Origin of the sequence: Mycobacterium sp. NPDC050441 (genome assembly GCF_040655355.1) — a bacterium.
GTDB lineage: Bacteria > Actinomycetota > Actinomycetes > Mycobacteriales > Mycobacteriaceae > Mycobacterium.
Genome location: NZ_JBFAJS010000010.1, coordinates 133,448 through 146,809 on the forward strand (window position 1 = coordinate 133,448; position 13,362 = coordinate 146,809).

Here is a 13,362-nt window from a genome sequence, read left to right on the forward strand (position 1 = left end):
GGAAGATATCTGCGCGCCGGGTACAGCCGAACCGGTCTTGGCGACCGGCCTTCGAAACCCTAACAATCCCTCACTCGGTCACAGCGGCGCGGTAGCCGTCCGCGTCGAGCAAACCGGCCAGGGCGCCCTCGAGCGTCCCGTCCTCGAGCCGCAGATCGACCAGCCAGCCTTCGCCGTAGGGGTCGGAGTTGACCAGCTGAGGGCTGCCGTCCAGATCACCGTTGACCGCAACGACTTTCGCCGCGACGGGGGCGTAGAGATCCGACACCGATTTGGTGGACTCGACCTCGCCGAACGCGTCTCCGGCGGCCAGGTCGGCGCCGACGTCAGGCAGCTGGACGAACACCACATCGCCGAGGGCGGACTGCGCATAATCGGTGATGCCGACGCGCACCGTGTCGTCACCGGTGCGCAACACCCACTCGTGCTCCGAGGTGTAGTACAGGTCGGCTGGGATCTCGCTCACGGCGCTCCTAAATAGTTCGGGGAGTTGGTTGCTGTGCTCATTTGATGCTCACTTGACGGGCTGAGCGTATTGGCGTGGTTTCGGTTGTCGCAAGGCGGTGACGTCGACACGCTCGGCTTGTTGTATCACCATCGTGCCGCCGACACGCTTGACGCTGTCCATTGCCCCGCCGGGAATGTTCATCGCCGCCGCCAGTGTCGGCGGGTCCCCTATGGCCAGAACCGAATACGGTGGCCGAAGGGTCACCTCGTCGACGGTCAGTGCCCCGGGGGTGCCCATGATCCAGGTGTCGATGCCGACCCGCACCGCGGACTGCTGGTCGCCGCTGCGGATCTCGATGGCCTCGGCGCCCGCCGCGCGCAACTCGTTGATCACATCGAGCATGGTCTCGGCGGGCACCCCGGGCGCATTGTCTTCTATGGTGAGCGTCACTCCCGGACCCGTGGCGGCCACCGTCCCGATCTGGATGGACAGCGCCTCCAGCCGGGCTTGGGCATTCTCGATTGCGGCCTGATCACTGCTGCCCGACGCCTGCAGCTGCTGCAGGGTCCGCTGCAGGTCGGCCACCTCCGTGTTGAGCGAGCCCTCACGTTGCTGCAGAGAGTCCAGGAGCACCAGCAGATCCGCCGGACGCGCGGTCTCCAGCGAATCCCCCGACTCGTTCTGGCGAACCTGCGTGACGATCGCCATGCCCAGCAGGATGCACAACAACACGCCCAGTGCGCCGAACACCAACTGCGCACGGCCACGGCGCACGATCCGCAGATTCCGGAACCGGCGCGGCGAGACATCGGCCGGCATCTCATGGCGGCCGTGGTGCTCGGCATGCTGCTCTGCGTGATGTTCGGGCTTGGGCTCGGACTGCGTGTCGGGCTGGTCCGGCTCAGCCGTTTCAGCCGTTTGGTCCGGTTGGTCCGGCTCGTCCTGGGGTGGGGGCTCCGCTTCGCTCATGTCAGGCGCCGAACAACCTGCGCCGCAGTGCGGCCGCGTTGCCGAAGATCCGGATGCCGAGCACCACGATGATCGCCGTCGACAGCTGGGTACCGACACCCAGCTGATCACCGACGTACACGATCAACGCCGCCACCAACACGTTGAACACGAACGAGACCACGAACACCTTGGCGTCGAATATGCGCTCCAGGTAGGCACGCAACCCGCCGAACACCGCATCCAATGCCGCAACCACGGCGATCGGCAGGTACGGCTCGACGAAGTCGGGAACGCTGGGGTGGAACACCAACCCGAGCACGATTCCGACAACCAGTGCGACGATCCCGATCATCTAACGGTCCATCCTGTGCACGTCAGGCCTATCCAATCTGTTTGGCGAAGTTGACATCTCGCACGGACACCGCGGGCACGGTCAGACCGTCACCCGCACTCACATTCACCCCTACCCCGTAGGAAGTCTCCAACAGCCGCAACCGCTGCAGACCCGGAGTGCGGTCGAAGGCATCGGCCATCCCCTTCGGTGGTCCGATGGCCACAATGGCATACGGACTGGTGATCGGCTGATTGTCGACCAGAATTCCACCACCGGCCTGCCTGATCGTGACGCCCGCGCCGACCCGCACGCCACCCACCGAAACCGCCTCTGCGCCACTGGCCCACAGCGAGTTCACCACCAACTGGAGGTCCCGGTCGAGGATGATCTGCTGGCCGCCGGCGACCCGTTGTTTGGACACGTCACTCAGGTCCTTGGACAGGCCGGGGTCCGTGACCGTCACGGTCAGCCCGGGCCCGATCATCGGGATGGCGGCCGCTTCGATGTTGGCCGTGTCCAGACTGCCGAGTAGATGCTGGCCGTTCTCGTCCATACCGAGCCGGCTGCGCCGCTCGGCGTCCACCTGATCGACCAGTGCATCGCGCTGGGAACTGGCCTCGTCGGCACCGATCTGAGCCGCGCGCACCCGCCCGGCCAGGGTGTGCTGGGCTTCCCGGGCGGCCGGCGCCGCCGTCTGGGCCTGGCCGGCAGCCACCGCGAACACCGTGGCGATCGCCCCCGCGCCGACCACCAACCACCCGAAATCCCGGACCCGCCGGGGCGGCCGGTCACCGGCCTCACGCGCCGCAGCGGCCGCGGCATAGCCGGGGTCGAGGTGCTCCGAGAGCAGCGACCGCAGCAGTGAGGGCAGCGGGATCCGCTTGGGCGCGTGGGCCTCATGGTCATTGAGCCCGGCCCCCGACTCGTAACCGCCCAGGGTGCTCATGCCCGTTTTACGGGGAGTTGTCGCACCACCATGCCCACCTGAACCAGGTACAGCACGGCCGACCACAGGTAGAGGGCCACACCCCACAGCAGGAAGGCCCACCCGCAGGCCAGTGCGACCCGACTCCACGTCGCGTCCCACTGACCGAGCAGCACCCACGGGAAGGCCGACATCAACGCGAAGGTGGCGGCCTTGCCCAGATACGTCACCGGCAGCGCGGTCAGTCCCCGGCGGCGCAAGAGCGGCAGCGTGGCGGCGAGCACCACATCGCGGCCGAGGAGGGTCAGCACCAACCACCACGGGACCACGCCGTACAGCGCCAGGGCGACCGGAACGGTGACCATGTAGATCCGGTCGACGAGTGGGTCGAGCAGCTCTCCGAGCCGCGACGACTGGTTGTCGACCAGCCGCGCGATCTTGCCGTCAGCCCAGTCGGAGAAGCCGCTGAACATCAGGATCGCAACGGCCCACCCGTTGGCGTGCGCACCGAACAGCAGCCAGAGGAAAACGGGCACCAACACGAGGCGCAGCGCACTGAGCGCGTTGGGCACGGTCAGCACCCGATCCGACCGGGGCGCGGCCCGACTCGTAGCGCTTCTGCCCTCAGGAGCAGGCGCGTGATCCATGCCTAAAACCTAGCGGAACACACCCGGCAGGCTCAGCGCCGACATGGTGTCGTCGTTGAGCGGATTGTCGTGGACCATGTATGTCCACGTCGACGTCGGCCGCGCCAGCTTGGACAGATCGATACCGGGCTCGTCCTCGATGTCCTCCGCGGTGTCGAAGGTCTGCTGGGCGGCTTCGATGGCGTCGGCGGCCAGCGAGGCGAACGCGTCGACGGCCATCCGGTGGAACTCGTCGAGCGGGTTCTGCCGGCCCAGCGCCCGCAGGTGGATGCTCTCGCGGATGTCGGCGAGGAACGCCAGATGGTCGCACCAACCACGGTCGAGGTGGTACAGCATGATCAACCGGCAGATCTTGGTCAGCTTCTCCTCGGCATCCTCACCCAGCCCCTCGGCCAACTTCGCATACCGCTCCGGTGAACGGACCTCGAGCTCCTGGCGTGCGGTATCGGTGCGCAGCAGGGTTTCGCGACGCTCCACGATGATCGCGCGCTGCTGGGCGATCAGCTGGTTGTAGCGCCAGGTGTTGGCGTGCACGTCGAGCAGCCTGCCCTCGGCGACCCGTTGCGCGTGGTCGAGCAGACCGGCCGCCCTGGGGGCGGTGACCCGGCCGTCCTCGTCGGTTTCTACCGGCAACTTGGTGTCGTCGAGGTGGGCGGCCACCACCTCGTCCTCCCAGCTGGAGAAGAACACCGTCGAGCCGGGGTCGCCCTGGCGTCCGGCCCGCCCGCGCAACTGGTTGTCCAGGCGTTCGGTGTGGTGCCGGCCGGTGCCGACCACGTGCAGCCCGCCGAGGTCGGCGACCTTCTCCTTGTCTGGCGAGTCGTCACCGGCATCGGATCCGCCGAGCCGTATGTCGGTGCCGCGACCGGCCATCTGGGTCGACACCGTGACCGAGCCCAGCTTGCCTGCCTCAGCGATCACGGAGGCCTCTTCGGCATCGTTCTTGGCGTTGAGCACGACGGCGGGGACACCGGCCTTGACCAGCCTGCGGTGCAGGTCTTCGGACTCGGCCACGTCGTGGGTGCCGACGAGCACCGGCTGACCGGTCTCGTGCACCTCGGCGATGTGCTCGACGATGGCGTGGTTCTTGGCAGCCTCGGTGAGGTACACCCGGTCCGTCTCGTCCTCGCGGACGTTGGGCTTGTTCGGCGGAATCGGCGACACCCCGAGCTTGTAGAACTGGCGCAGCTGCTCGCCTGCGGCCAGCGCGGTACCGGTCATGCCGCACACCGTCGGATAGCGGTTGACCAGCGCCTGCACCGTGATGGTGTCGAGGACTTCACCGGTCTCGGTGGTCTCGATGCCTTCCTTGGCCTCGACGGCGGCCTGCAGGCCGTCCGGCCAGCGCTGCAGCGAGGCGATGCGTCCACGGGACGCGTTGATCAGGTGCACCGCGCCGTCGCGGACGATGTAGTGCACATCGCGCTGCAGCAGCACATGCGCGTGCAGCGCGACGTTGACCTCGGTGAGCGTGGTGGCGACGTGCTCCTCCGAGTACAGGTCGATATTGCCCAGGCGAGTCTCCAGCTTGCGGGCACCGGCCTCGGTGAGATGCACGTTGCGGTTGTCGTCGTCGGTGTCGAAGTCCGTTCCGGCGGTCAGGTCGCCGACCATCCGGATGATCTCGACGCGGGGCTGCTCGCGGTGGCTGGTGCCGGCCAGCACCAGCGGCACCAGCGCCTCGTCGACCAGGACCGAGTCGGCCTCGTCGATGAGTGCGACATCGGGATTGGGTGACACCAGATCGGCAACATCGGTGACCAGCTGATCACGCAGGACATCGAAGCCGATCTCGTTGACCGATGCATAGGTGACGTCGCACTCGTAGGCGGCGCGGCGTTCTTCGGCTGTCGAATCCTCGGTGATCCAGCCGACGGTCAGGCCGAGCGCCTCCAGCAGCGGGCCCATCCATTCCGCGTCGCGCTTGGCCAGATAGTCGTTGATGGTGATGACGTGCACGTGCCGGCCGCCGATGGCGTAGCCGGCTGCCGCGATCGCCCCGGACAGGGTCTTGCCCTCACCGGTGGCCATCTCGACGATGTCCCCGGCGAGCATGCGCAGCGCCCCGAGCAGCTGCACATCAAAAGGACGGAGGCCAGTGGTCCGGTCGGCGGCTTCGCGGGCAAGCGCCAGGAACTGCGGCATGTCGGCCGATGCGGCCAGGTCCTCCAGCTCGAGCAGCTTGGCAGCCTTGGTGAGCTGCTCGTCGTCGAGTTTGGCAGCCTTGTCTTCGAACTCGGCTGCACCCTTGACCTCTGAGAGCGACCGGGCCTCGTTCCGCTCGGTACTGGCCCCCAGTAGCTTCCAGAATTTGCTGCTCAAGCGGCCCGGTTTGGCGCTGGACGTCTTCGGCACATGTTCACGGTACGCGGACGCGCCGACTGCTCCCGAGCGTGACCCCGGGCGCGACGCCGAACCGGCTCGGACGAGCCCGCCTACAGTTCGTCGGGGTACTTTGCCCGCATGGACATGTTCACCCCGACACTGGACTGGGGCAGTGAGCTGGTCGCCTCCTTGCAGTGGATCGCCATCGCCTGGGTCATCGCCGCGATCTGCACGCTGGCCGTGCTGATAACCGTCGGCACGTTGACCCATTGGGGACGACAGTTCTGGCGCATCACCGGCGCGTACTTCGTCGGCCCCGGGTCGGGGAAGGTCTGGCTGTGGCTGGGCACGATTCTGCTGTCGGTGGTCACCGGCGTGCGGCTCACGGTGCTGTTCAGCTATCAGGGCAACGACATGATGAGCGGTGCGCAGGTCGCCGTGCAGGGCCTGGCCGCCAACGACGAGGCCATCAAACAGTCGGGGATCCACGGGTTCTGGGTGGCGCTGGGCATCTTCTGCGTCCTGGCCGTCATCTATGTGGCCCGGATCATGCTCGACCTGTTCATCATGCAGCGGTTCATGCTGGCCTGGCGTGCCTGGCTGACGGATCAGCTCACCGGCGACTGGTTGAGCGAAAAGGCCTACTACCGCACCCGGTTCATCGACGACACGATCGACAACCCCGATCAACGTATCCAGTCCGACATCGACATCTTCACCGCGGGCGTGGGGCCGATGCCGAACAACCCCAACTACTTCAGCAAGAGCACGCTGCTGTTCGGTGCGATCGATGCGGTGGTGTCGGTCATTTCGTTCGCCGTGATTCTGTGGAACCTGTCCGGGAACCTCACGATGTTCGGCTTCACCATTCCGCGCGCGATGTTCGTGATCGGACTGTTCTACGTACTGCTGGCCAGCATCGTGGCGTTCTGGATCGGCCATCCGCTGATCAAGTTGACCTTCAACAACGAGAAGTACAACGCCGCGTTCCGTTATGCGCTGGTGCGGTTGCGCGACGCCGCCGAGGCGGTGGCGTTCTACCGCGGCGAGGTCGCCGAACGACTCCAGCTGCGTGAGCGCTTCGAGCCGGTGGTGAACAACTACCGCCGGTTCATCAACCGCTCGGTCAAGTTCTACGGCTGGAACCTGTCGATCAGCCAGATCATCGTCCCGCTGCCCTGGGTGCTGCAGGCCCCTCGACTGTTCACCGGCGAGATCAAACTGGGTGCGGTGAATCAGACGATCTCGGCGTTCAACAACATCCAGGATTCCCTGTCGTTCTTCCGTAACTCTTACGACGCGTTCGCCGGGTGGCGGGCGTCGATCATGCGTCTGCACGGCCTGGTGATTGCCAACGAACAGGCCCGTGACCTACCCGAGTTGACGGTCGAGCCGAGCAAGGACTGCCTGGTCGAGCTCGAGGCCGTCGAGGTGCGCACCCCGGCCGGGGAACCGCTGGTCGACAATCTGGATCTGCGGCTGGATTGCGGTGACACGCTGATCGTGACCGGCAAGTCCGGCGCCGGAAAGACGACACTGCTGCGCAGCCTGGCCCAACTCTGGCCGTATGCCACCGGGACGTTCCGCTATCCGGTCGCCACCAACGAGACGATGTTCCTGTCCCAGATGCCCTATGTGCCCCTCGGTGACCTGCGCGCCGTGGTGTCCTACCCCGCCGAGCCGGGAAGCATCCCGGACGAGGAACTGCACGCGGCGTTGCAGAAGGTGTCACTGCCGCAGTGCTCGAAACGACTGGCAGAGGTGGCCGACTGGGCCAAGGTGCTCTCCCCCGGCGAGCAGCAGCGCATCGCCTTCGCCCGGATCCTGCTGACCCGGCCACGGGCGGTGTTCCTGGACGAGGCGACCTCCGCGCTCGACGAGGGCCTGGAGTACACGATGTACGCGCTGGTGCGGTCCGAGCTGCCCGAGACCATCCTGGTCAGCGTCACCCACCGCAACACCGTGGGCCAGCACCACGAACAGCATCTGCAGCTGCACGGCGGCGGGCATTGGACTCTGGGCGAAATCGAGGACGACGAGGCCGGCCTGATCAAGCAACCGTAGCGGTGAGTTCCCGGTAACTTGCCGGGGTATGGATATGTTCACCCAGTCCCTGGACTGGGGCAACGAGATCCTGGCTTCGCTGTGGTGGGTCGCCAAGGCCTGGGCGATCGGTGCGGTGGCTCTGGTGTTCGCCTTGGCCGTGCTGGCGCGTATCACCACGTGGGGCCGCCAGTTCTGGCGGGTCACCGGCGGTTATTTCCTTGGCCGCGAAAGCATTCCGGTGTGGGGACTGCTGGGTGTGCTGCTCCTGTCGGTGATGTTCTCGGTGCGCATGGACGTGCTGTTCAGCTACTACGTCAACGACCAGACCACGGCGCTGCAGGTGGCGTTCTCCGGCGCCGGTTCGGGCAATGAAGCGGTGCGCCGCTCGGGAATCGACGGTTTCTGGCATTCGATCCTGATCTTCGGGCTGTTGGTGATCACCGACATCACCCGCACCTTGCTCGATCTGTATCTGATGCAGTACTTCATCGTTCGTTGGCGTGTCTGGCTCACCCACCGGCTCACCGGCGACTGGCTGGACCAACGGGCCTACTACCGCGGCAGATTCATCGGCGGCTTCGGCGGTACTCCGATCGACAATCCGGATCAGCGTATCCAGCAGGACATCGACGTCTTCACCACCGGCACCGGACCAGAAACCAACACACCGACTGTCGCCACCGCGCAGACGCTGTTGTTCGGATCGGTCTACTCGATCGTCTCGGTCGTGGCGTTCACGCCGATCCTGTGGAATCTGGCCGGCCCCTTGACGTTTCTGGGCGTGACGGTGCCGAAGGCATTGTTCTGGATCGCGCTGGTGTGGGTGGCGGTCACGACGGTCGTGGCGATCTGGATCGGCAGGCCGATGATCCGGCTGACTTTCCGTAACTCGCTGACCAACGCCGCTTTCCGGTACGCACTCGTGCGTGTCCGCGACGGCGCCGAAGCGGTCGGCTTCTATCACGGCGAACGCACCGAACGTGGCACGCTGGCGGATCGGTTCGCCGAGGTCATCGCAAATTACCGGCGACTTGTCCTGCGGGGCGTGGCGTTCCTCGGCTGGAACCGATCCATCAACCAGATCATCGATCCGCTTCCGCTGATCATTCAGGCACCACGGTTGTTCGCGGGTCAGCTCACCTACGGCGACGTCCTGCAGTCGGCGAGTGCCTTCAACCGGGTGCAGAGTTCGTTGAGCTTCTTCCGCTCGGTGTACGACGCATTCGCCGGATACCGGGCCGCGATCATTCGCCTCGACGGGCTCGTCGCCGCCAACGAACAGGCAAGGGCGCTACCACGATTGGATATCGGGGTGAGCGCCAACGGCGGAGTCGAACTCGAGGATGTCGAGGTGCGGTCACCCGACGGCGATCTGCTGCTGCACGACCTCGACATGCAATTGGCACCGGGTGATTCGTTGGTCATCACCGGGCCGTCCGGCACCGGGAAGACGACACTGCTGCGAAGCCTGGCACGCCTGTGGCCGTACGGATCCGGGACCGTGCGTTATCCCGAGCAGGGTGAGGTGATGTTCCTGTCCCAACTCCCCTATGCCCCGCTGGGCGATCTCCGCACGGTGGCCTGTTATCCCGCACCTACGGGTACCTACGGCGACGACGAGATGCGGGCCGCGCTCAACACGGTCGCCCTGGGAAATCTGACTGCCCGCCTGGACGAGGAGGCCGATTGGGGGAAGGTGCTGTCTCCGGGTGAACAGCAGCGGATCGCGTTCGCCCGGATTCTGCTGGCCAAACCGTCGGCCGTCTTCCTCGACGAGGCCACCTCGGCGCTCGATGCCGGTCAGCAGTACGCGTTGTACTCGACCCTGCGCACCGAACTACCCGACTGCATCGTCGTCAGCATCAGCCATCGGGACAGCGTCAACCGGCTCCACGACCGTCGCCTGGAACTGCTGGGCGACGGCCGCTGGGAGCTCAGTCTGGTCGGGGAACCGGCCTAACGCGCCGCGGCGTGCGTACCGGCGCGGCGCCCGAAGAACGATCCTTCACCGAGCTGCACGCCGCTGGCGTAGCCCAGGCCGTCCTGGGCGATGTTGGACGCGCAGGCCCCTGCCGCGTAGAGGCCCGTGATCACGCTGCCGTCCTCACGCAGCACCTCGCCGTCGATGGACACCGTCAGCCCGCCCATGGTGAAGCCCGAGTACATGGCGACGCCGAGCGACAGGTCGAACGCCGCGTACGGGCCGGTGCTCTGCGCGGCGATGTAGTCGGGTTGTTTGTGGAAGTCGGGATCCTCGCCGTTGGCCGCGTTCTTGTTGTAGCGGTCCAGCGTCGCGGCCAGGTTCCCGGCCGGGATGCCCAGTGCTTCTTCGACTTCGGCGATCGTCTCGTAGCCGTCGATGAACTGGATGAGCGGCAGGGCCGGCATCTCCATGTGGGCTTCGTCGACGATCAGGTATGCCTGTTGATCGGGCTGCTGCAGCACGAACGCCGAGGTACGCGAATGGTAGGAGTCCTCGGTGACGAAGCGCTGCCCCTGGTTGTTGACGATCACGCCGGTCAACAGGATCTCCGGAGGGTAGGCCGCGGCGGTGATGAACAACTGGTCCATGCCGTTGGCCACGCCGCCTGCCGCGACGCCCATCCGGATGCCCAGGCCGTCGTCGTTGGGGTTGCCCAGGATGTAGGGCTCCACCTCGCCGTGATGTTTGGTGCGACGCTTCTTGCCGAGCGCCGGGGTGTATTCGGCGACCATCTCGGGGTTCATCGCGAATCCGCCGGCGGTGATGATGACCGATTTCGCTTTGACGCACCCGGTTTCGCCGAAGTGCTTCCACTTCACCCCGACCACAGCGCGGTCATCCGTACTACCGTCGACGATCAGATTGGTCGCCCCGACCTCGTAGCGGATCGTGACACCCAGCGTCTCAGCGCGTTTCAGCAGGAGATCGATCACCATCGCCGCGCCGCCCAGCTCGCCGGGCACGGGGACCGAGTGACCGCGGGGCGCCGGCGTGGCCTGCTCGGTGAACGGCCACACCTTCTCGTTGCCGGTGTAGGACAGCCCCTCGGTGCCCGGCGGGACCACCACCTTGCCCGGGTAGAAGCTGCGCTCGAACTGGAAGCCCAGTGCCTCAAGCCAATTGAAATGTTCGACGCTGCCGTCGCTGTAGGCGCGGATCTTGTCCAGATCGGGTTCGCGCGAGACGGCGACCAGGTACTTGTACATCTCCTCGGCGGTGTCGGGGTGCCCGGTGGCCTCCTGCACCGCGGTGCCGCCGCCGAGATAGAAGTGCCCACCGGCCATCGCGGTGGTGCCACCGGCCGCGGCAGCCTTCTCCAACACCAGAACCCGGGCACCGTTGGCGGCAGCGCTGACCGCCGCACAGCCTCCGGCGATGCCGAATCCGACCACCACGACATCGAATTCGTCGGACCAGGATTCGACGGCGACGACCTCGGAGGCCTCGACGAGTTCGGGGATTTCCTTCACTGCTGCTCCTGTTTCACATACTCGAAGAACGCCCGGATCTCGGGCGGGATGTAAGCGATCTCCAGATACGGCACCCCGGCGCCGGCGGCCGACAGGTAGGCGAATCTCATTCCCCCGGGCATCTCGCCCTGACACACCACCGGCGTCGCGTCGCCTTCGGCGTCGCGCAGTCGCGCCTCGAATGCCTCCGGGTCGGCCGCCTCGACGCAGATGTGGTGCAGGCCTGCTCCGTGCCGTTCCAGGAATTCGGTGTAGATGCTCTCGCCGCTGACCGGCGCGATCAGTTCCAGTTGGGTGTCACCCGCGTAGCTCAGTGAGATGTCGGCCACGAAATCGGCGGGCCGGCCGTGGTGGAGGCAGGTCTCGGGGCTGAAATGCACCGCGGGCATACGCACCCACCGTCGTGCCCCCAGCAGGGCGGTCAGGGCCTGTTCGGTGGCGTCCAGATCAGCGGTAACCCAGGCGATCTGGACAGGTGTCTGATTAAGCATCGCCATGAGAATATCGCCCACCCGCCGGGTTGGCTAGAACGTGTTCTAGTTAGCGCAACTCCGAGCGCACGCCGCACCCCACCGGCGTCCGTTCACACCGGTCAGGGCTGCCCGACCAGATTCGAGACCTCACCGGCAGGCGACCCGCCACCGCGGGCCTGCCCACTCGCATTCTGCCAGGACACCGCGGCCGGGTAGTTGCCCCACGTGCTGTTGAACATGCCGACGATCGCGGCACGGCCATCGGGCATCACCATGTACACGGGGCCACCGGAATCGCCCTTCTGACTGACCACGCCGTTGGCCATGGTGAACCACCCGTTGTTGACGGCCTCGATGGTGCCGCAACTCTCCCCCGTGACCACACCGAAGTGACAGACGGGCGCACCCGGCGTCGGCATCGCCGACGGATCCTCCACCAGCATCCGCCCACCCGGCAGAATGTTGTTCACCGCGACGTCGCCCGCCAATTGGATGGTCTCCCAATCGGAAATCATGTGATTGGTGTCGACGGTGGCGCCGTCGGGTGTGTTGTCCTGGAAGGAACCCAGGTGCCCGATGAAGTTGCCGTCCCGGTCGTCCACCGGCCCACTTCCCCGGCAGTGGCCCGCCGTGAACGCGACGCGGCTGATCGGATCCACGTAGCCCAGCGTGCAGACATTCGTGCCCTGCCGGACTTCCATACCCGGGTACACCAGCGAACCCGCGGCGACTGCCACCGGTGCCGGATACACCAGCAACCCCGCCACCGGAACCCCGGCCAGCGCCCGCACCACCCCACCTAGCCATCTCTTCACGGCCGGCCTCCCTCGCTGTACGGACGTGGTGAACGTCACCCTACCGACATCAATATCGGTCGGGCGGCAACTTTGTTACCGGGGGTACCCACATCCCTTGAGATCCAATGGCAGAAACAACGACGGCCCGGACCAGCTGGTCCGGGCCGTGCGTCTGTTCAGGTCAAGGAATCGTCAAGACCTGGCCGGGGTGAATCAGGTCGGGATTGGCGATGCCACTGGCATCGGCGATCTGCTGGTAGCGGTTGCCATCGCCGTAGAAGCGCTCGGCGATCGCCCACAGGGTGTCACCGGAGACCACCGTGTAGGTGCGCGGCTCGGGTGCCGGCGGGGGTGGCGGCGGCGCAGCCGGCTCGGGTGCGGCGACCGGCTCCTCGACAGCGGCCGGGGCAACCTCAACCTCGGGCGCGGCAGCCTCGGGCGCCGGTGGCGGCGGCTCGGAGGTTGCGGTCTCAGAGTTCCAAGCGGGCCCGTCCGCGGCGTACAGCACCAGGTTGCGGTCGTCCTGGAGAACCAGCTTGACGTCCTTCTTGCCCTTGGTGTCGGTGTGCCACACCGGCTTTTCGGACGTGTACAGCACGAAGTTGCCGTCGGTCTGCACCTCCGCCCGCTGCACATCCTGGCCGTTGGTGGAAGTCGACCAGACCGCTTGGCCACGTGCCTCCAACACGAGGTTGCCGTCATCCTGCAACGTCAGCGTGTACGCGCCGTTGTTGGAGGTGAGTGACCCCCCCTTCTCCAGCTTCTGTCCTTCGGTCAGTGTGTCTCCCACGCAATGCCCCTTTCGTGGCCGTGATCCGGGTTGTAGCACCCGGGTTCTGTCGACCTTACTGATTTCAAGATTGCTTTGGTGCTATTCGGCTCGGCTCGAATTCAAACGTCGCGCAAACACTGGGAAACGCTGGGAATCTCCAGGGCAGAAGCCGCGAATCGGCCGCGCACGGC

Annotated in this window: 12 protein-coding genes; 2 read left to right on the top strand and 10 right to left on the bottom strand. The window is 66.1% G+C overall.

All coding sequences use genetic code 11. The features are described 5' to 3' along the window. Nucleotides 1-70 precede the first annotated feature (70 nt). The 6 genes from gcvH to secA2 all read right to left on the bottom strand — a co-directional run bounded on the left by gcvH (nt 71) and on the right by secA2 (nt 5,660). Nucleotides 71-466: a glycine cleavage system protein GcvH gene (gene gcvH, locus AB0I14_RS26690; protein ID WP_358028243.1), complete on the bottom strand. Its 396-nt coding sequence runs from the start codon at nt 464-466 to the stop codon at nt 71-73. Between the two features lie 48 nt (nt 467-514). Then, nucleotides 515-1,267 (bottom strand): DUF881 domain-containing protein, encoded by a 753-nt coding sequence (locus tag AB0I14_RS26695; protein ID WP_358028494.1) that lies wholly within the window; start codon nt 1,265-1,267, stop codon nt 515-517. A 151-nt stretch (nt 1,268-1,418) separates the two neighbouring features. Then, complete coding sequence (locus AB0I14_RS26700; RefSeq protein ID WP_036449743.1) at nt 1,419-1,751, bottom strand: DUF1290 domain-containing protein; 333 nt, start codon at nt 1,749-1,751, stop codon at nt 1,419-1,421. 28 nt (nt 1,752-1,779) lie between these two features. After that, a complete protein-coding gene (locus AB0I14_RS26705) occupies nt 1,780-2,679 on the bottom strand; it encodes a DUF881 domain-containing protein (protein ID WP_358028247.1) in 900 nt (299 codons plus the stop codon). After that, nucleotides 2,676-3,305 (bottom strand): CDP-alcohol phosphatidyltransferase family protein, encoded by a 630-nt coding sequence (locus tag AB0I14_RS26710; RefSeq protein WP_358028249.1) that lies wholly within the window; start codon nt 3,303-3,305, stop codon nt 2,676-2,678. Before AB0I14_RS26710 ends, AB0I14_RS26705 begins: the two co-directional genes overlap by 4 nt. Nucleotides 3,306-3,314: 9 nt before the next feature. After that, on the bottom strand, nt 3,315-5,660 hold the full coding sequence (gene secA2, locus AB0I14_RS26715; protein ID WP_358028252.1) for an accessory Sec system translocase SecA2: 2,346 nt from the start codon (nt 5,658-5,660) through the stop codon (nt 3,315-3,317). 108 nt (nt 5,661-5,768) lie between these two features. Between secA2 and AB0I14_RS26720 the strand changes: the two genes are divergently transcribed. Together AB0I14_RS26720 and AB0I14_RS26725 are read left to right on the top strand one after the other, a co-directional pair. Further along, a complete protein-coding gene (locus tag AB0I14_RS26720; RefSeq protein ID WP_358028255.1) occupies nt 5,769-7,694 on the top strand; it encodes an ABC transporter ATP-binding protein/permease in 1,926 nt (641 codons plus the stop codon). A 28-nt stretch (nt 7,695-7,722) separates the two neighbouring features. Beyond that, the gene (locus tag AB0I14_RS26725; RefSeq protein ID WP_358028257.1) at nt 7,723-9,636 is read left to right on the top strand and encodes an ABC transporter ATP-binding protein/permease; all 1,914 of its coding nucleotides are present in this window, start codon (nt 7,723-7,725) and stop codon (nt 9,634-9,636) included. On the opposite strand, the gene AB0I14_RS26730 is transcribed toward AB0I14_RS26725, so the two are convergent. From AB0I14_RS26730 to AB0I14_RS26745, 4 genes are all read right to left on the bottom strand, one after another. Continuing rightward, complete coding sequence (locus AB0I14_RS26730; protein WP_358028260.1) at nt 9,633-11,129, bottom strand: FAD-binding protein; 1,497 nt, start codon at nt 11,127-11,129, stop codon at nt 9,633-9,635. The two genes, AB0I14_RS26725 and AB0I14_RS26730, sit on opposite strands and share 4 nt — an antisense overlap. Next, nucleotides 11,126-11,620 (bottom strand): VOC family protein, encoded by a 495-nt coding sequence (locus AB0I14_RS26735; RefSeq protein ID WP_358028263.1) that lies wholly within the window; start codon nt 11,618-11,620, stop codon nt 11,126-11,128. Before AB0I14_RS26735 ends, AB0I14_RS26730 begins: the two co-directional genes overlap by 4 nt. Nucleotides 11,621-11,721: 101 nt before the next feature. After that, nucleotides 11,722-12,369 carry a hypothetical protein gene (locus AB0I14_RS26740; RefSeq protein ID WP_358028496.1) on the bottom strand — a complete coding sequence of 216 codons (648 nt, stop codon included), beginning with the start codon at nt 12,367-12,369 and terminating at the stop codon, nt 11,722-11,724. A gap of 211 nt (nt 12,370-12,580) precedes the next feature. After that, nucleotides 12,581-13,189: a LysM peptidoglycan-binding domain-containing protein gene (locus tag AB0I14_RS26745; protein WP_166905038.1), complete on the bottom strand. Its 609-nt coding sequence runs from the start codon at nt 13,187-13,189 to the stop codon at nt 12,581-12,583. Nucleotides 13,190-13,362: the final 173 nt, after the last annotated feature.